This is a genomic window from Bacillus sp. FSL K6-2944 (assembly GCF_038005385.1).
Taxonomy (GTDB): domain Bacteria; phylum Bacillota; class Bacilli; order Bacillales; family Bacillaceae_G; genus Bacillus_A; species Bacillus_A cereus.
On sequence record NZ_JBBOTE010000004.1, the window covers coordinates 258953 to 277972 of the forward strand.

Sequence of the window (19020 nt, forward strand, 5' to 3'; positions counted from 1 at the left end):
AAGTTTCGATAGATAAAAAGGAAGTGAATAATTGCTAGTTTCAACCGCTCACTTCCTTTTATGGATTATCCAAGAATATTGGTTTACAAATAAAAACTAATATTTAAAGATATTTATTTGTATACTATAAACGTTTATCCTTTTGGAAATTTAGACAAAAATGATCTGCATCATCATATACTCCAAATTCATACCCTTGCTCTTTATAAAATTTAATAATTTCAGGAAGGACTTGTAGTGTTTGTGGTTTTTCATGCATTAAAACCACTTCTACATCTTCTGTGGTTTGCTTTTTTACATTTTCTATAATCTGGTTTGGATTATCTTTCAATTTCCAATCATTTGAGTCAATTGTCCAATCCCAAACTTTTATGCCTGCTTCTACAATTTGATTTCGAATCTCTTCTCCTTTTAACCCTGGTGCAGATCCATATGGTGGACGAACCAGCTTAGGAGTGGTACCTGTAATATCGTGAATAAGAGCTAACGTTTCTTTCATCTCTGGTACAAATTGTCCTTTTTGGTACAACTTCTCACTATTATGTGTCATACTATGTGCACCAATATAATGACCTTCTTTTACCGCTCGTTTTACATTTTCCTGAAAACGTGTATTTTGTAAATTACTACCTTGCATAAAAAATGTTGCTTTAATATTCTGCTCTTTCAGCACATCTAAAAATTGTCCCGTTAATTCGCTAGGACCATCATCAAATGTTAAATAAACTACTTTCCCTACAGGTTTTCCATCCGGTCTTTTTTGTTTCGGCGGTGGTGTTTCATTTTTCTTTTCTGGTTTCTGTGTGTTAACTTGTGTAACACTTTCTTTACCGCTTCCTTTTGCTGGAGTAGAGCTAAATTGCCCCATTAAAAAGATCATGGAAATAGCTGCTACTAGAATAATTCCTATAGATATGAGGATTTTCATTATTCCACTGATTTTATTTTGTGATCTTTTCATTATTTGTCACTCCTCCTTTTATAGTAATTATTTATAAAACTGAGCCTTTACGCGGTTAAATTATTAGTTTCAACCGATACTTATAGTACATAGATTACTAGAAAGAGATAAAGATAAAATGCAGATAATGTCGAAATTCGTTAAAGATTCATTCATTTGGTTCACCTTTTTGAAAAATATTTTTCTCACTCTTTCAATTAAATTTATTCCCAAACTGGTTATATTACTGAAAAAAATAACAAAGCATTCCGTTTCTGATGGATGTATATAATGTGGCGACTATTAGCTTTATATACAAAAAAGTACTATTTTTCATGATTAAGATATAGAAAAAATTGTATTTTTTATTTACCTGTTTTGCTAGGTAGTAAAATAAGTAATAATACCATCTACAATACCCTTTTGTGATTTTATTTGGAAGTATTCGGAATTCATTCTTTTTTCATCACTCTTATTGGACATAAATCCTAACTCAATTAAAATAGCCGGGGAAGAATTTTCGCGTAAGACAAGAAAATCACTTGCTTGAATACCTCTATCCCGAGTATCTATATTTTGATTAAAAATAGCTTCTTGTACAATTTCAGCTAACTTTTTATCCTGTCTCTTATTAGCTCCATAATGAGTTGTGATTCCTTTTACTTTTGTATCTCCAAAAGTATCATGATGAATGCTGATATAAAGATCCGCTGCATTATCTTTAGCTACTTTGACACGTGCTTGTAATTCTTCCTTTTGATTTGTTTCGGGAAGTAAACTAGTATCTGTTTCACGTGTGAGTATAACTTGTGCATCCGTTCTTTCTTCTAATTCTTTTTTTATATTTTGTGCCACTTTTAAATTAAGATCCTTTTCAATTGTTCCATAATTTTTTCCTTGCGCCCCTCTATCGCCCCCGCCATGCCCTGGGTCAATTACAATGGTTTTTCCTTTCAAGCGTAAATCTTCTTTTGATATATTTTTACGTCCCTTAGCATGTATTAAACCAAAGCCCATACTTATTATTAATATAATAAATAAAAGCAGTATCGCTCTTTTTTTCATTTCAACAACCTCCTTATTAGCTTTTCATTCCGTTTCTAATGAAAATAATAATAAATGTAGGTAAAGATTACGTGCAGATAATGTCGATTTTAAAAAAATAATAAAAACGTGTAGATTTTCCGTTCTACACGTTTTTATTTAAATAGAAGAAAAATAATACGCCATCTTCTGTATTTGATACACCATATTCCGCGTCATGGAGCTCCAATATATTTTTTGAAATAGCAAGACCCAGTCCTGTCCCACCTTTTTTAGATCGCTGACGAGATGTATCTCCTCGATAAAAACGATCTCATATCTTTTCCAAATGTTCTAACGTAATATGAGTCCCTTTATTTTCTATACATATTTTCACGCGTTCATTCTCTTCTATAGTGGAGATAATAATATTCTCGCATTCTGGTGTGTAACGGACTGCATTCGTAATAAAATTAGTAAGTACCTGTTCTATTCGATGTAGATTTGCAACGACTTCAATTTTAGAAAGTTGTTTATGGACATGTAATCGCTTAGCTGTTATATCTGACGTTAATTGCTCACATATATAATCAATCATCTCATCGACATGGAAAACGTCCATTTTCATTTTATATGTACCAGACTCAAATTTTGCTAACTCCAACATATCAATAATGAGCATATCCATTTTATCTACTTCTTTTGACATTGCTTTAAAGTAATAATCTTTTTTATTACTCGCAACACCGTCCGCCAAAATGGAAATACAGCTCTTCATAATACTTAAAGGTGTTTTTAATTCATGTGACACACCCGAGATAAATTCTTTACGTGTATTTTCTAATTGTTTTTCTTTCTCTATATCTTGTTGTAATTGATTAATATACGAATGCAAAGTTTTAGAAAGCGTATTAATATTTTGTGATAAATCACCTATTTCATCATTTGTAGTAATAGGTATTGTCTCTGAGAAATCTAAACCAGCAATTTTTTTTGTCGTATCATTTATTTGTAATAATGGTTTGGCGATTTTTTTTGAGTAATAGAACGATATCAAAATGATTAAAATCAATACAAAGATAATTAAATATATATAATAATCCTTTATCATTTGCACAGCTTCATCAACTGGCTGCAATGATGTCATAGTGAATATATAATTTGTCTTCCCAGTTGTATCTTTTGTTGGTTTGATTAATAATTTATATTTAATATCATTTTCTTCATAATCCATTATTTCTGTAGAATTACTATTTTTAGGTTTTTGATTTAATATTAGATCGCCTTGAAATTGTTTTATTCGATCTATAAGCACACGATTTCCATAAATAAAGTTAGTCCCTGCGGTAGCCTCTGGTAATCGTACATTTTTAATGCTTCCTGCTAAATATAATTGCGAGCCATCTGTTGAAGATAGGGTTTTTTTTCCATATATCCTTTCTGATAATTGCTCATTTTCCAGCCCAACATTCTCATTTGTCATTGTTAAAATTGCCGGGACAACGGTATCCCCTCTTTGTACCCCATCGATAATAATAGACCCCCCCTGTTCTAACCTATATTTTATTCGTTGTATATCTTCTACATGTACAAAGCTATACAATGGAATTTGAATGACACGCTCTGAAAAAGTCTTATTTTCATTAGCATCTAATTGAATTTCTAAAGAAAAATCATTTGCATATTTTATATTGCCCACATTATCTAACGTTGTAATCCATGTCCCATTATCTCGATAAAACGTCTGTTCTAATTCTTGGATTATTTTCTCGTCATCTCCAGCTTTTACATATGCTTTTTCAAAAGATTGAATATTTGTTTTAATATCATTGATTTTTCGGTTCGCGTAGTATTGCTTAAAAAATATGGTTTGCCCAATAAAAATAGTGACTAAAATAAGAGTGCATAATGCTGTTGTTAATATAAATAATTTTAATACAATTCCTTTTTTCATACTTGTCCCTCAAACTTATAACCCGCTCGCACGACAGTTACAATACAGTTTGCTTTTCTTCCTAATTTATGACGCAAATTACGTATGTGACTATTAACAGTGCGGTCATCCCCTGTAAATTCATAGCCCCAAATTTTAGTAATTAATTGTTCTCTTGAAATTACAATCCCTTGATTTTGCATTAAATACGCTAATATTTCAAATTCGGTATGTGTCAGCGTTATGTTTTCTTCATATACAGTAACTACACGAGAAGATAAATGGACATGGATATCATTGCTAGTTAAACTAGTTAATTTGTCTTCAGTAGACACATCGACAGTAGAAGCATAGCCTTTCTGAATTAATTGTTTTACTCTTGCTAATAAAATAGGAGGACTATATGGCTTTGTAACATAATCATCCGCTCCTAGTTCAAACCCGAGTAAAATGTCTTCCTCGTCCACCCGCGCCGTTAACATAATAATTGGTACATTAGATTTCTTACGAATTCGCCGACAGACCGCCCAACCATTTAATTCCGGTAACATAATATCTAAAATGATTAAATGCACCTCATTTTCTTCAAATATACATAGTGCTTCTTTCCCATTCATCGCCTCTAAAACGTTGTATCCTTCGTTCAGTAGATAATCTTTCATTATTTCACGTAAAATGTCTTCATCCTCTAAAATTAAGATTGTTTTTTGCATATTTTATCTTCCCTACGATCCATTTGTTTAGTGCAAAATAAAAGTACAGAGTCGAGCAACGATTTTGTACATAGATAAAGTGCATAAAAAAAGGCTTGTCAGCTCTTAATAAATCCCTTACTGTTTTCGTTACCACACGAAACAGGAGGACTAGAAAGGATGCTAACAATGCCTGAAATTCATTATATCAAACATTTAAGAGAAAATGATGATTTAAGTATTTCTGAAATTGCAAGAAAACTAGGAAAGAATTGGAGAACTGTCAAAAAGTATGCTGATGAAGAAGTGTATCCTTCGGATACTGGTCCAGTTTGTACAAAAACAGGAATGATGTATGATAGTGAGTTTGGTGAAATTGTAGATTTATGGTTAGAGGAAGATAGTAAGCTTCGCCGTAAGGAACGAAGAACAAGTAAAAAGATATTTAATCAATTAAAAACAGAATATAAGTTTCAAGGTTCGTATCGAACCGTATGTGATTATATCCAACATCGAAGACCACAGATAAAAACAGCAAAAGAAAAACGTTACGAACGATTAGAACATCCTCCTGGAGAAGCACAAGTTGATTTTGGAAATATGACAGTTGTCAAAGATGGAGCATATAAAGATATTAAAGTACTATTGTTAAGCTTTCCCCATAGCAATACAGCATTTGCTTATCCATTACCAGCTGAAAATAAGGAATGCTTTTTAGAAGGCTTAAAACAGCTATTCCATCAAGCAGGTGGTGTACCAACACATCTTAGGATTGATAATCTATCCGCCGCTGTAATCACCATAGGAAAAGGTGAAAATCGTATTTATACAGAAGCGTTTTTACAATTTCAAATGCATTATAACTTTGAAACACAACCATGTAACCCTTATAGCGGGCATGAAAAAGGTAATGTTGAGCGTAAAGTTAGTTATACACGTAATAATTGGTTTACAACTTCACCGGTTATGGAAAGTTTTTCACAACTTGCACAGTGGCTAGAAGTACAAGCATTAGAGGATCAAAAACGACCGCATTATGATAAGAAAATCATGATAGAGGAGTTGTGGAATGATGATAAAAATGCATTAAAGCCATTGCCTTTAGAAGACCTATCGGTCTTTTCACTAGATACTACAACTGTAAATAAATATGGAGAAATTACAGTAGATCAAGAACGATTTGTTTTACGCAAAACAAATGTCAAACAAGTTATTGTCATAAAAAAAGAATGGGATCAATTTACATGTTTTACTTCTGAAGGAGAAGTAATCTTTAAAGAATATAGACCTTACATGCATACAAATAGGCCCATTCCTTGGGAAGAAATTTTTGAAGATTGGGAAAAGAAACCACGTGTAGTACGTTATTCAAGATATTTTAAATACTTACCTATGAGAGTTCAGGATTATCTCCTCTTCCAAACGGAAGAGCGTAAATCACGCTTAGTAGGGATAAAAAGATTGCTCAAAAAGTATTCTTTACAACAATTACATGTTGTTTTAGAAAATGAGGATTGGCTATCAAAAACCCCTTATGAACTTGATGGCATATTACAAGCGAAACAAGTAACTTATCCGCAGAAATGGGAAGAGAAACACACACCATCTGTTTTAGTGGATTATGAAACGGATTTAGAACAATACGATCGGAAACTCTGTCCAACTTTAGAGAGGAGTTCATTTTCACTATGATACACAGAAACCTACAAGAAGCTTGTAAAGTATTACATTTGAGTTCTATTCTAGAGCATTATGATGAAGTTGTATTTGAAAATAAAGAACAATTCTTACAGGATATTTTAAACTTAGAAATTGAAGCTCGACAAAGTAAAAAAGTATCAACTTTAATAAAAAAAGCAAAATTTAGAGAGTTAAAGTGGTTGAAAGATTATGAATGGGGTGAACAAATTCATTTACCTTCTACGACAAGCAAAGAACATATTAGTGAGTTGCGATTTTTTGAAGGAAAACAGAACCTTTTATTACTCGGATCTCCTGGAACCGGAAAAACACATTTAGCAACAGCTTTAGGTTTAAAGGCCTGTGAACAAGGATATCAGGTAAAGTTTTTTCGAGTAGCTGATTTAGTAGGCATATTAGAAGAAGCTTTAAAACAAGGGAATCTAACTCGTATAAAAAAACAAATTGAATCATGTGATCTCTTAATTTTAGATGAACTAGGTTATGTACCGTTTCAAAAGCAAGGAGCGGAGCTCCTATTCCATATTATTGCCGACTGTTATGAGCAAAAAAGTGTGATAGTTACTTCGAATTTAGAATTTGGTCAATGGAATCGTATATTTGGTGATAATCGACTTACTTCTGCATTGGTGGACCGTTTGGTCCATCATGCCCACATTATTGCATTTACGGGAGAAAGCTATCGTTTACGCAATGCGTTGTCTTCTGGAAACACTAAAATTACTATTTAAAAAATCGAGCTGCTAGCCTCTGCACTTTTCGCTGCAACTCTCTGTATTTTCTACTTGCACAAAACATCCATTTTATTTTCATGCAGAAATAGTCCATTTTTTTAGTGTAACCAATTATATATTTTTCACTATTTTCATCGTTACTCATGTATCATATATGATATGTTTCCTGTATGTATTTCTCCTACCGTTTCCAAAGAAACGAACTGTATCATCATCTATGATGGCTACCGCAGGCAGTTTGAGACCTAAGTCTACTCCAAAAATTTTTGCTCCTGCTTTTTCTATTATAGGAATTGTGACAGAAATTTGAGCAATCCATTTACCAGATTTCATTATGATATGAAATCTGCCTAACTTATACTTCAATAAATCGCAATTGGTCGGTTAATACGGTACGAACTTTTAAACGTGTTGACTTCTTATGGTTTTTAGTAGCACTCTGTATCCAACTCTCTTTCATCCCATGCCTAAAGGCGATAGCTTTCTCCTTCGAAAAAGACTGTGAAAACTTTCACGTGTCACCTACTTATGTCTACCCTGTAATTTCATTATAAAAGAAAAACAATAGGTAAATTTTATATAATAAAATTTACCTATATTGAAGATAGATACTCTCAGAAATGGCATCATCTTACTTTACATGTTGTTAAAAAGGATAAGTTAACTTTTACAGAATTTATGATGCTTTCATCCCACGCAAGACGTTAGTCCGTCTTTAGACGTGGGATGAAAGGATCGTTTTTGCATAGCAAACCATGGTATACTTTATGTATAGTCATGCAAAAGACGTAAAAACATTTGAGAACGAACAATCTGTACGGTATGGTCACAGTACCGTAGCCCACGAACCTATATGGTCTGTTGTGGGAGTGTCAAACCGTTACATTTAGAAAGTATCACGCAGAAGTCGACTTGACTTTTATCTGTTTCCACAACTCATGCGATTACTTTTGAAAAAATCTAACTTATTAACTTTCTATCGAGAAATGAAAGAAAAAAGATGCCTACAGACATCTTTTTTTACATCCACATTTATTCGCTAATCAAGATATTAAGTATTTGCGAATAGCCTGTCGTATAATTTAATAGTTCATCATGTAATTTATTAATACATTCAATTTTATATCCAGGATAATGTTGAAAAATTTTAGAATAACTTTGGAATAATTGAATGATAATATCCTCATTTAATCCTATATGTGACGCAGAGATACCTACTAGAATAAGTTTTAAAATTGAAAATTCTATGTTAAATATTAAAAAATTTCTCGCAAGTATATTACCATCATATGGAAAGAGCTGGTGTTGAAAATAATAAGAACAATAATTTTCTAACATCTGTTCATGTTTTGTAAAAAATGGTTGGTAATACGCATCATAATTATGTTTATATATTTGTAGGAAGTCATTTTGATTAACGGTCTCCCCTTGTTTGATTTTCATACCTTCTTTAAAAAGTTGTAAACATTCTTCAAACCGTGGTGAAACATCATGTGACTGCAAAGCATTTTCTATTTTTAGAATAACATGTAATAGCAGAGATATCTTAAGGTCGAACATATTTTCGTTTTTGTTTTTCAAGTCGATATTTATTTGTTTTTGTGCTAATTTCATGGCTTTATTCGTACCTATGTTATTTTGAAGTGCATGACAAAATCTGTTCACAAATATCCCAATTAACCGAATTCGTTGTGTTAACGCATATTCCTTTTGTGTGAGAAAATATGTGATATGTTTATGCATTTTTTTTACATAATTTAGATTTCTGTCAATATCAGATGATCCTACAAACGTGGTCTTCAGATTGCTATCTATCGATGTAATCCAATCAAATGGCGTGTTAGCCAACAAAACTAACCGTGCTACCTCAGGACAAGAAAGATGACATGTTTCATAGTAGCTATGCTGGACTTTCTGTATGACTCGAGGATATGTTTTACAGGTATCGCATAACGTATGCAGTCCATGATCTAATTGGATTTGGCACAATTTTTCCTCGGTTAAAAATGAACATCTCCCCGCAGAATTAAATTGTATTGTCGCATACGCACCATTTGATATAGCGTTATCATTTTTCTCCATATATTGTAAAAGATTAGTTGCGTTTTCACTATCCAACTTTTGATATCCTTCATATTCTTCTTTGCTTATAAAAACACCCCAATCCCCCTGACAACAATTGTCTTCACATTTAGAACCAATGCAAGAAAATTGAGAGGTATACTTGCTTGTAAAAAAATTTTGTTTCATTTTCACACAACCTTTTTTATGGAAAATATAATGATTAAAAAATATTGTGATACAGGAAATTCAAAAATATTAAAGAGGGGCGCATTTTCGGCTGTAATCAAAGATGCAAAGTATTCTGGGACTCTTTCTCATGAAAGATTGATTATTTTCTAATTATACTAATCAAAGAAGAGGACGAAGAGACAAAAATAAACCTTTGACAAAGTCTTTTTTTTAGCTTTTCCTATATTTTTATAGGACTCACAAATAAAACGAAAAATTGAACTTCTAGCACTATCTTAATAACAAGATGTTTTTGCTCAACGACATAGATTTTATTATTAAAAAGAGTTTGAGTAGCAGGCAGATAGTAGAAATCATTTCCAGAATATACATAAGTTGAAACTATAATACTTCACTACTCCATAAAGATAGGAAGTAATTGTATACAAAATAGCTGCCTACTCTCCCTTAGAAGATGGTCCTGGTAAGGCGTCTACTTAGCTAAAATGAGAAATGAGATACTATCTATCCCTCATCATGTCCGTTTGATTTATTTTTCATTGCAACATATCTGCAAATGAAGCGCCCACATTATTTTTCCGTTTCATATATTTCTCTAAATAAATTTTTGTGGTTTGGATATTTTCATGCCCCAACGTTTGCATTAAATGATACAGATCTGCCTGCCCTTGTTCCACTGCCATAATTGCAAAAGCATGACGGAATGTATGCGCCGTTACAGGATTTTCACGATACAGTAGAAACTCTAGGTTTGTCTTTTTGATCATATCTGTTACCTGATTTGATAACGTTTTCGAATTATAAGACTTCCCCCTTTGATTTATAAATAAAGACCTTTCATCTCCTCTATCCAATACAGTGTGGAACCCTCTTCTCCGCCTCATTTCACAAATACACTGATATAAATGTTCCGAAATGAAAAGTTCACGCACTTTATCCCCTTTTCCAGTGACTTTTAACCAGTACTTTCCGTCATAATGTAAATCTTTCACTTTCGCGTTGCACAATTCTTGAATTCTTGCACCAGTACTTGCGAGAGCCAATAAAATTGTATAGTTAATTACATGCCCTCTCTCTTTATAAAATCCTAAAATTTTCATAACTTCATCATAAGATAAATCTCGGTTTGGTCGATCTTGTTCATTTACATTTGCACGCTGTAGTTCTTCATGAAGTGGTTTTGCAATATAAGAAAATATATGAAGGTGTTTTAGAAAAGAACGGATAAGCACTGTTTTCTTTGCAAGTGTTGCGACCGCATAGGTGTTACCGTTTCGACCATTCTCTACCTGCTTCAACCATGTATTGTACTTACGAATATGCCAAGGCTGTAATGTTTTTAATAAAGAGTCTGTTTTCTGTACCTCTTCCCCATCTAATTCGAATTCTTCTGCATGCTGAACCATGCACTGACAAAACGACAGGATTTCAGATATATAACTCTTTTTTGTATCCTCTTTCCTATTCTTCTTCTCATCCATATCTTTTTGTAAATGTACGAAATGATAAATCACTTCCAGGTCACTTACATACGTATATTTACTCTTTCCCTCTTTCTCTGCAACTTCCATCTTCTCTTCTACTTTATCTATATAACCCTTGTTATGTAAAAATGGAATGATATCTCTTATATTTTCTATATATCTATCAATATAATTACTTTGATTGTTTATGATAAATAAATTGTCTTTTTCATTTGTATTATTCATATGTTAAATTTTCCTTTCTTACTAAAGATTATAAACATAATTTAGTTTATTACCTATAATCATTATTTTATTTTACTTATATCATTTATACAAATGATATTTACTATTATTTCTGTAAGAATCCTATATTCTTCTCCATTACCTTATACTTATATTTTTTTATAATTTGTTAGTAAATAGATGTCTATATGTAATTAATGATTATATTTTTACAGCAATCATATTATTAACTTCACATATAAATATAATTAAGATGGAAAGATAATCTTAACTATTTATAACTTGTAAATAGTTATTTATTTTATAAAAATATTTTTTAAAGTTTTAAATACAAATAAATTTTTGATATAATATATATAAAATGTATCCATCATTAAACAACAATTAAGGAGGTCTTTTATGACAGAAGATTTATTGTTCATTACAAAACCTACTGTGACAACAAAAGAGGCAGCAGATTTATTAGGAGTAACTGTACAGACCATATTAAAAAAAGAAAAAGATGGATTAATAGAATGTGTATATAAAGATAATTGGAAACAATTTGGTAGTAAGATTTTCTATTTGGGAGATATTGAACGCCTAAAAAATACAGCAGAGCTTAAGGGGCTTAGTACAACCGAAGCAGCTGAAATTCTTAATGTAGCACCTTCCACTATCTTTACCTACATCAAATCCGGAAAATTACCTGCGAAAATGATAGAAAAACGTGGAAAACAAGTATATCTAATTGATGAAGAGGAACTAGAAATTTTTATGCTTGATTATGAAAAAGTTAAAACAAAAGAACGAAAAACATTCCTTACTAAAATTTACGATAAAGATATATATTTATATCAATTATTAAGACATATACATACCGAAAAAACAGCGAGGGTAATAGAAATCAATGGAAATGATGGTAAAATTCTCACAGAGGATGAAGAGGTTTTTCCTCTATCCACTTATAAAGAACATGAGTACTCCTTCGAAATTCTCCCGAAACAAACCGTAATTACGAAGCGAGGATATTTATCTTTTACATTTAAAAAGCCGCAATTATTTAATTCCATCACTTATAATTTAATTAACTTATTTTATAAAAAACTTGGTGCCACAAATATGCGATTAAATATTACACCAGATACTATCAAATTAGAAATTAAACCTTTTGTTTTACAAGTAGACCCCTTGCAATTCCAAGAAGAGCTTAAGTATTTACATGCACATATGAATTCTGGCATGATTCTTCCACATGTAGAAGGGGTTTACTTTAAAAGTAATATAGAAGCACTAAGTTTTCATGCTACTCATGAATTTAAACAAAAAGTAATTCAAATGGCCGCCGATGCTGGCATGAGGCAAGAAGAATTTTTATTACATGTCGTACAAACCTATATGAATCAAGAAAAATGATAAAAAAACAGCAACTGACTAATACTGTTGGCTATAAAATACGAAGACTCCTTTTATTAAATACAAAAATGGATTGGCACCTTGAAAAGCCAATCCATCTTTCTGACTATCTATATAACAACAGTACTTAGCAAATACCCCTGTTAATTATCTGTCGCCACATCAACTTAAGCACTTTGTGCATCAATTTTAGTAAATGCAACTCACATAGCAATATACCGTTGATGGAGGTATTCTTATGAAAGAAATTCTAAATATGTCTTGGGCTTATAGTAAAAAGTATTTTAATCGAATATATTTTATTCTTTTTAGGGAGTGGATGTTCTCTAAAAACAATCATTGATGATGTGAATCTTGTACAGCATATTTTCTGTTGTATTCGAGTATACACTTGATTTAGAATCCATTCATTTCCTTACCATTCATATTTACAACTTTATTTGAATCCTTCGCATAACACTGAATTCCCTTAGGTAATTTGGTGTCTTCATTTCTATCCAATCTTCTTTGCACCAGAACAATTTGGTAAAGGTATTAAATTTGGTAAAGGTATTAAAATGTTGTATATAGTAGCTTCTATTGTGGTAATCTAGTAAAGTATCCAATCACGCCAGGATTGTGATATAAGTAACGCGCATATTTCTGAATAGCAAGGATCTTATATTGTACCTCACGCTATAAGATCCTTGTCATAAGCACATATGTAGCTATAATGTGAACAAAGATACTTTTCCTCACATTATTGTTTTTTTAGATGACAAAACAGTATGAATTATACAGCAAAAGAAAGGATAGTTCTTACATGAAAAAATTTGGCCGTTGGTTTGGCATTTTAATAGTAGCTTTTATTTTTACTGTGGTTATCAATATGTTTATTTTTCAAACATATAGAGTTGAAGGACATTCTATGGACCCAACGCTTTCCAATCAAGAATTACTATTTGTTTCAAAGATCGTACATACTTTTTCAGCAGAACCTGATTATAACGACATCGTTATAATTGATAGTCAATTAGGAAAAGCAGAAACCCTTCAAAATCAAATTCTTGATATTGGCTTAATCGCTATGTTTACAGGGGATACAAATAAAAGCATATATGTAAAACGTGTCATAGGAAAACCCGGCGACAGCATTGAAATTAAAGATGGCTATGTGTATCGAAATCACAAAAAAATAAAGGAACCTTATATAAAAGAACCGATGAATTCTCTTATAAAGGACCAATGGGTCGTTCCTCCAAATCATATTTTTGTAATGGGAGATAATCGTAATAATAGCAAAGATAGCAGAGAAATTGGACCAATTCCAATAGATCATATCTTAGGGAAAGTCTTATGGTAAATATTCTTGATATAGTGTAGTTGAATATAGGGTGTTTTTTTCCAAAATCCCCGACACCCGGACCCGAGGGTAGCTAAAAATTGAACGTTTTTCATTATGTCAATTTCATGTATATATTTTGAAAGATTTTTTAAAAGTAACTTTCTCATTCCCCTGATTTAAACCAATTTAAAAAATTTGCTTTAACATCTTGTTTCGTTGCTTGGTGTTTATTTAAGAATTTGTTGGCGCTAGAGTAAACGATCTAAGCATACCTGCTCATGGTACAACAGCTAATAACTTTGGCACTCTATTTTTGTACAGTCATTTTCTTTAATGACAAATAAACATAGGTTATACTTTTAACCGTGTCATAAAATCACACTTTTTGAAATTGAGCATAACCTCTAAATTGCATATGTTTACTCCAAAAATTCGAGGGTTTAGACAAAGTCATCCTGATATGAAATACTAAATAAGAAGAAACGTACATTTTATTTCTGTTGATATAAAATCCCACCCTATATAATTAGTGTATGAAAGATTTTTTCACTACACTAGTTCAGGAGGAATATACATGAAAATTTATAAAAAATTAGCAACCTTAGCACCGATGGCTGTATTAGGTTCATCTCTGTTATTATCTCCTTCTATGACTTTTGCTGCTGAGAAACAAGAACCCAGTAAAAGCGTACAAACACAAAATCAATTATCTACAGCTGTTGAATTTGGAGGAGACACATTTGAAATACCTCCACACAGTCTAGTAACTATCACTTATAAAACTGATACAGGAATAGAACTTTTACAACTTCAATATGACAATGATACTGATTCTGTAAAATCTGTTCATACTCCAAAAAAATCAGTAATGCTTACAGGCGACGCAAAATCTATTACAAATGATGCTGTAATTAGTAAAATATAATAAAAATTTTTGTAAAAACCCCATTACTTTAGCAATGGGGTTTTTACAGTGTATATAAGTTAAAAATGTAGTAAACCATTGAAATAACTTATAAAAAAGTACTGAAAGAAGAATTCCAAGGTACCTATCCCTATCACCTATCTTAGCAATTCCCCAAAACAAGCCACTTTTCGAACTAATTATATGGCTGCTATTCTAGTCCATCAGATAAATCCATAAAATATTATCTATCTGATGTCTCACACTTACTCTGAAAATTCTAGCATATCATATGATGTATTGTTATTTTATTTCAAAGCCCCTATTTTTTAACTAAGAAAGATTTATACCATATTGTTTTTTTATTACCATATAAGTCGTATTCTCATTCCCATTCTTTTTTTCTATTACAAATCCAATATCTTTGTGCAATTGTATCACTTTTGTATTATGGGTTAATATATATACATATATTTCTTCTATATTTAGTTGCTCAAACGCATATTTACATGCCAAAATAACTGCTTGTTTTCCAAATCCCTTTCCAACAAAAGATTCTTCTCCAATCATTAATCTTCCAAATTCAGCTGTGTGTTTATGTAAATCTATATAATAAAATGCAAACGCTCCAATTCTTGTATTCTTTGCTCCTGATTTTTCAATAATAAACATCTTATCATCTTTTTTTTGTTTATACATTTGAAACCATTGTTGTTGTTGTTGTTCTGTAATATAATTTTGATTTAAAAAATATTGTCTTATCTTATCTTGATTTCTCCAATTTCGTATTAATTCAATATCTCTTTCTTCTATTTCACGTATACAAATAGACTCTTCTGTTAATCTATTCTCTCTCATTTTGTTCTCTCCCCTTTTTTACATATATCTAGTAACGAAAGTGATGAAATTTCTTCTATTATTCTATAAACATCTGGATATACACCATCTATATATAACAATGGTTATTATATATTATCTCAATAATGAATATCTGTTTAATTTAATCTAATATCAATTTATTTCTATTTTTTACTTATACCATATAAATATGATAAGAAAACTCCCATCCCTTTGGTAATGAAATTTTATGATGTTTTTACAATAACTTTTCTAAATTTGCATCATACTATTTTGCTAAATATTCCTTTACTTCAAATTTAGAAAACTCATTTATTATTCATATAATAAAAACCTCGTTTGTTACCTTATCTAGTAATATATATTTTCCTTCATTAATTTGTTCGAAATTTAAAATTTTATGCTTATAACAACAAATTTCTATCACTTTATCTTCATAATTTATTCCAAATATGATTTCTTCTTGATATATTCTCCAAGCTAATATTTTACCATATATAACCATACGAAAAACTCCTATATATTATTTATATAGCATATACATTATTAAATACACTTATTATACTCCTATGCTCCAAAATAATTATATATGCTCTCTCATATTATTTTAACTTTTTATGGTACACACATAAAAAGAAAAACCATTTGCCATCATAAGTATTTCCTTTCTTCATTTTAACTTTATTCTTACAACCCTTCCCAAACGAGAAAGCCTATCGTCTTTAGGCATGGGATGAAAGTGAGGTTGATTACGAATCATGAGACAAAATCATATTCTCTCCAAAGTTCGTCGGAAGAAAAAGAAATATAGCAATGGTGCGGAACCAGTTGTAGTCCCTCATCGATTGGAACGTCAATTCGATGCATCCGCACCAAATCAAAAGTGATTTACGGATGTAACATATCTATTATTTGGAGAACGGACCTTGTATTTATCAACGATTATGAATGCCTTTAATCGTGAAATTATTAGTTATGTCATCATCGATTCTCAAGCACCGCCGTTAGCGATGCAGACATGAAAACAAGCAATGAGGACGTGAAAAGTAAAAGATGTCCTCATTCACTCAGATCAAGGAAGTATTTATACAGCGAAGAAATTTCAAGCGTATGCCAAAGAAAATGGCATTATCACCAGCATGTCCTGGAGAGGAAATTGTCATGATAATGCCGTCATGGAAAGTTTCTTTGGTCATTTGAAAAGTGAAGCCTTCTATTCACAAGAGAGAACAAAAGTATCCAACACCACTGTGCGAAAGATTGTGCTAGAATACATTCATTATCCATTTTTTTGGGTATCAACCTTAAATTTTCTAAATTCACTTGTAACTACTCAGCCACCTTTCGGTGTCTTTTTTAAATTTTACTAGTTTCATATGCCTCCCATTTGTAAATACTGAGTATATCAAACAGGGGAGGTGAATCTTATGGTCGATCGAAAAATTATTTTAGATACATATAAAAAAGGACCTGAAGCTGTTATTTCTTTATTTGAAGAAACATTTTCTAAGTTAGAAAAACGTATACAAGAACTAGAAAATGCTTCAAAAAAAAACTCCAAAAATAGTCATAAGCCACCTTCTACAGATGGTTTGGGTAAGCCCGTTACAAAAAGTTTGCGCAAACCGTCTCATCGTCAAACGGGTGGCCAGTTGGGCCACAAGGGACATACTCTTGGTTTGACAGCGACTCCAGATCATACGATTACACATTCTCCTACATATTGTACTTGTTGTCATACTTCCTTGAACCACGAGCCTGTAAAAGGGTATCGCATTCGCCAAGTGTATGACTTACCACCTATTCAGATCGAAGTGACAGAACATAAAGTAGAACAGAAAGAATGCCCACATTGCCATTCTATCCAAGAAGCCCAATTTCCTTCGACAGTATCTCGTCCTGTTCAATATGGTCCAAATATAAAAAGACTGATTCCCTATTTAACGCATTATCAATGCATTTCTTTGAAGCGAACAAAAGAATTCTTTCAGGATTGTTTTGGACATTCTATAAGCGAAGGAACCCTGGTAAATCATACACAGGCTTTCGCTTCTCAATTGCAGCCATTCATAAAAGAAGTAAAGGAAAAGATTCTGCAGTCTCCTGTTGTCCATTTTGATGAAACTGGTATGCGTGTAGAAAACAAAACACAATGGTTACATACTGCCAGTACACCGGAGGTGACATTGCAACATATTCATCAAAAACGTGGAAAAGAAGCAATGGATGCTGGAGAAATCTTGCCATCTTTTTCTGGAATTGCGATGCATGATGGTTGGAAATCGTATGATGCGTATACAGATTGTCGTCACGTTTTATGTAATGCCCATCTCTTACGAGATTTACAAGGAATTATAGATAGTACTGGAGAACAATGGGCACAACAGATGCAGAAATTTCTAACGCAAGCGTTGACGATGAAAAAGCAATCCGAAGGTACCATGCCAAAAGCGACGCAAAAGAATCTGTTTATTATGTATCAATCCATATTGAAAGAACAACAGATTCTTTCCACGAAACAAAAGAAGAAAGGAAAGCAGACGCCTTCTCAAAATTTATGGAATCGCTTCGTCAAGTATTCTGACAGAATTCTAGCGTTTTTAGAACATCCAGCCATTCCATTTGATAACAATCAAGCAGAACGGGATATTCGGATGACGAAAGTAAAACAGAAAGTGTCTGGGACTTTCCGAAGTAAGAAAGGCGCAGAATCTTTTTGTCAGATACGAAGCTTTATGAGTACCATGAAAAAACAAAAACAATCGGTCTTACAAGCGATAAACCAAGTCATAGAAACTAGAACGGTTCCTTGGAATAACACGACTTCATAAGAGAATTTCTCTATTTGGCATAGATTCTTTCTCTGATTGGAGTATTTTCTTTTCATGTTTTCGAATCGGAAACATGTATTTGGCCTGTTTTTTTATTTGAAGAAGCTGAGTAGTTACATTCACTTATAGAAAATACTTGCGCTGTCACAGAAACGGACCTTTTATTAATATAAACTTCGATTAATGAGACATTGATATTTAGATTCTTAATTAATGTGATTTTTATGAAGTTACTGCCCTTAACATGGTACTTTTTGAAATTGGGTATAACTTCTAAGTTACATTAGTTTACTCCAAAAATTCGAGGATTTAGACAAAGTCATCCTGATATGAAATATTAAATAAGAAGAAAAGTACATTTTATTTCTGTTGATATAAAATCCCACCCTATATAATTGGTGTATGAAAATTTTTTTCTAACTACATAATCCAGGAGGAATATACATGAAAATTCACAAAAAATTAGCAACCTTAGCACCAATGGCTGTATTAGGTTCATCTCTGTTACTGTCTCCTTCCATGACTTTTGCTGCTGAGAAACAAGAACCCATTAAAAGCGTACAAACACAAAATCAATTATCTACAGCTGTTGAATTTGGTGGAGACACATTGGAAATCCCTCCACATAGCCAATTAACTATCACTTATAGGCTTAGTGACAGGGTAGCTGCTCTAGTCCGCAGGACTTTTTCCATTAATAGTAAAACAGGGTGTTCTTGAAGG

14 protein-coding genes and 3 pseudogenes are annotated in these 19020 nt (G+C 32.0%); 8 read left to right on the forward strand and 9 right to left on the reverse strand.

Annotated features, from left to right (window positions below; genetic code table 11):
- Nucleotides 1-124 precede the first annotated feature (124 nt).
- From MHH55_RS31605 to MHH55_RS31620, 4 genes and pseudogenes are all read right to left on the reverse strand, one after another.
- Nucleotides 125-961: a polysaccharide deacetylase family protein gene (locus MHH55_RS31605; protein WP_078187954.1), complete on the reverse strand. Its 837-nt coding sequence runs from the start codon at nucleotides 959-961 to the stop codon at nucleotides 125-127.
- Nucleotides 962-1321: 360 nt separating this feature from the next.
- Complete coding sequence (locus tag MHH55_RS31610; RefSeq protein WP_078187953.1) at nucleotides 1322-2005, reverse strand: N-acetylmuramoyl-L-alanine amidase family protein; 684 nt, start codon at nucleotides 2003-2005, stop codon at nucleotides 1322-1324.
- 124 nt (nucleotides 2006-2129) lie between these two features.
- Nucleotides 2130-3917 (reverse strand): annotated as a pseudogene (locus MHH55_RS31615) (HAMP domain-containing sensor histidine kinase).
- Nucleotides 3914-4609: a response regulator transcription factor gene (locus MHH55_RS31620; RefSeq protein ID WP_078187952.1), complete on the reverse strand. Its 696-nt coding sequence runs from the start codon at nucleotides 4607-4609 to the stop codon at nucleotides 3914-3916. The pseudogene MHH55_RS31615 and the gene MHH55_RS31620 overlap by 4 nt, the downstream one beginning before the upstream one ends.
- Nucleotides 4610-4768: 159 nt before the next feature.
- On the opposite strand from MHH55_RS31620, the gene istA reads away from it, so the two are divergent.
- Together istA and istB are read left to right on the forward strand one after the other, a co-directional pair.
- Nucleotides 4769-6280, forward strand: coding sequence for an IS21 family transposase (istA, locus tag MHH55_RS31625; RefSeq protein WP_078188121.1), 1512 nt, complete (start codon nucleotides 4769-4771; stop codon nucleotides 6278-6280).
- Nucleotides 6277-7020, forward strand: a complete 744-nt coding sequence (istB, locus tag MHH55_RS31630) for an IS21-like element helper ATPase IstB (RefSeq protein WP_172404313.1) — start codon at nucleotides 6277-6279, stop codon at nucleotides 7018-7020. Before istA ends, istB begins: the two co-directional genes overlap by 4 nt.
- 165 nt (nucleotides 7021-7185) lie before the next feature.
- Here the strand turns inward: istB and MHH55_RS31635 are convergent.
- The 3 genes and pseudogenes from MHH55_RS31635 to MHH55_RS31645 all read right to left on the reverse strand — a co-directional run.
- Nucleotides 7186-7441 (reverse strand): annotated as a pseudogene (locus MHH55_RS31635) (RNA-guided endonuclease TnpB family protein); the annotation flags it as partial.
- Between the two features lie 614 nt (nucleotides 7442-8055).
- Nucleotides 8056-9273 carry a flagellin lysine-N-methylase gene (gene fliB, locus MHH55_RS31640; protein ID WP_340882134.1) on the reverse strand — a complete coding sequence of 406 codons (1218 nt, stop codon included), beginning with the start codon at nucleotides 9271-9273 and terminating at the stop codon, nucleotides 8056-8058.
- A gap of 539 nt (nucleotides 9274-9812) precedes the next feature.
- On the reverse strand, nucleotides 9813-10985 hold the full coding sequence (locus tag MHH55_RS31645) for a tyrosine-type recombinase/integrase (RefSeq protein ID WP_078188101.1): 1173 nt from the start codon (nucleotides 10983-10985) through the stop codon (nucleotides 9813-9815).
- A 399-nt stretch (nucleotides 10986-11384) separates the two neighbouring features.
- On the opposite strand from MHH55_RS31645, the gene MHH55_RS31650 reads away from it, so the two are divergent.
- The 3 genes from MHH55_RS31650 (at nucleotide 11385) to MHH55_RS31660 (ending at nucleotide 14629) form a co-directional block, all read left to right on the forward strand.
- Nucleotides 11385-12380: a helix-turn-helix domain-containing protein gene (locus MHH55_RS31650; protein WP_078188023.1), complete on the forward strand. Its 996-nt coding sequence runs from the start codon at nucleotides 11385-11387 to the stop codon at nucleotides 12378-12380.
- Between the two features lie 802 nt (nucleotides 12381-13182).
- Nucleotides 13183-13722: a signal peptidase I gene (gene lepB / locus MHH55_RS31655; RefSeq protein WP_078188024.1), complete on the forward strand. Its 540-nt coding sequence runs from the start codon at nucleotides 13183-13185 to the stop codon at nucleotides 13720-13722.
- 556 nt (nucleotides 13723-14278) lie between these two features.
- Nucleotides 14279-14629, forward strand: a complete 351-nt coding sequence (locus tag MHH55_RS31660; protein ID WP_078188025.1) for a hypothetical protein — start codon at nucleotides 14279-14281, stop codon at nucleotides 14627-14629.
- A 312-nt stretch (nucleotides 14630-14941) separates the two neighbouring features.
- On the opposite strand, the gene MHH55_RS31665 is transcribed toward MHH55_RS31660, so the two are convergent.
- A complete protein-coding gene (locus MHH55_RS31665) occupies nucleotides 14942-15466 on the reverse strand; it encodes a GNAT family N-acetyltransferase (protein WP_078188026.1) in 525 nt (174 codons plus the stop codon).
- Nucleotides 15467-15785: 319 nt separating this feature from the next.
- Nucleotides 15786-15971, reverse strand: coding sequence for a hypothetical protein (locus tag MHH55_RS31670; RefSeq protein ID WP_340882143.1), 186 nt, complete (start codon nucleotides 15969-15971; stop codon nucleotides 15786-15788).
- Between the two features lie 244 nt (nucleotides 15972-16215).
- Here MHH55_RS31670 and MHH55_RS31675 point away from each other — a divergent pair.
- From MHH55_RS31675 to MHH55_RS31685, 3 genes and pseudogenes are all read left to right on the forward strand, one after another.
- Nucleotides 16216-16749: pseudogene (locus MHH55_RS31675) on the forward strand (IS3 family transposase); the annotation flags it as partial.
- 144 nt (nucleotides 16750-16893) lie between these two features.
- Nucleotides 16894-18297, forward strand: coding sequence for an IS66 family transposase (gene tnpC, locus MHH55_RS31680; protein ID WP_100910632.1), 1404 nt, complete (start codon nucleotides 16894-16896; stop codon nucleotides 18295-18297).
- A gap of 444 nt (nucleotides 18298-18741) precedes the next feature.
- Nucleotides 18742-19017: a hypothetical protein gene (locus MHH55_RS31685; RefSeq protein ID WP_078188242.1), complete on the forward strand. Its 276-nt coding sequence runs from the start codon at nucleotides 18742-18744 to the stop codon at nucleotides 19015-19017.
- Nucleotides 19018-19020 lie beyond the last annotated feature (3 nt).

Excerpts from the sequence above, each read along its gene's own strand:
- MHH55_RS31605 (WP_078187954.1), bottom strand. The coding sequence starts at position 961 with ATGAAAAGATCACAAAATAAAATCAGTGGAATAATGAAAATCCTCATA.
- MHH55_RS31610 (WP_078187953.1), bottom strand. The coding sequence starts at position 2,005 with ATGAAAAAAAGAGCGATACTGCTTTTATTTATTATATTAATAATAAGT.
- MHH55_RS31620 (WP_078187952.1), bottom strand. The coding sequence starts at position 4,609 with ATGCAAAAAACAATCTTAATTTTAGAGGATGAAGACATTTTACGTGAA.
- istA (WP_078188121.1), top strand. The coding sequence starts at position 4,769 with ATGCTAACAATGCCTGAAATTCATTATATCAAACATTTAAGAGAAAAT.
- istB (WP_172404313.1), top strand. The coding sequence starts at position 6,277 with ATGATACACAGAAACCTACAAGAAGCTTGTAAAGTATTACATTTGAGT.
- fliB (WP_340882134.1), bottom strand. The coding sequence starts at position 9,273 with ATGAAACAAAATTTTTTTACAAGCAAGTATACCTCTCAATTTTCTTGC.
- MHH55_RS31645 (WP_078188101.1), bottom strand. The coding sequence starts at position 10,985 with ATGAATAATACAAATGAAAAAGACAATTTATTTATCATAAACAATCAA.
- MHH55_RS31650 (WP_078188023.1), top strand. The coding sequence starts at position 11,385 with ATGACAGAAGATTTATTGTTCATTACAAAACCTACTGTGACAACAAAA.
- lepB (WP_078188024.1), top strand. The coding sequence starts at position 13,183 with ATGAAAAAATTTGGCCGTTGGTTTGGCATTTTAATAGTAGCTTTTATT.
- MHH55_RS31660 (WP_078188025.1), top strand. The coding sequence starts at position 14,279 with ATGAAAATTTATAAAAAATTAGCAACCTTAGCACCGATGGCTGTATTA.
- MHH55_RS31665 (WP_078188026.1), bottom strand. The coding sequence starts at position 15,466 with ATGAGAGAGAATAGATTAACAGAAGAGTCTATTTGTATACGTGAAATA.
- MHH55_RS31670 (WP_340882143.1), bottom strand. The coding sequence starts at position 15,971 with ATGGTTATATATGGTAAAATATTAGCTTGGAGAATATATCAAGAAGAA.
- tnpC (WP_100910632.1), top strand. The coding sequence starts at position 16,894 with ATGGTCGATCGAAAAATTATTTTAGATACATATAAAAAAGGACCTGAA.
- MHH55_RS31685 (WP_078188242.1), top strand. The coding sequence starts at position 18,742 with ATGAAAATTCACAAAAAATTAGCAACCTTAGCACCAATGGCTGTATTA.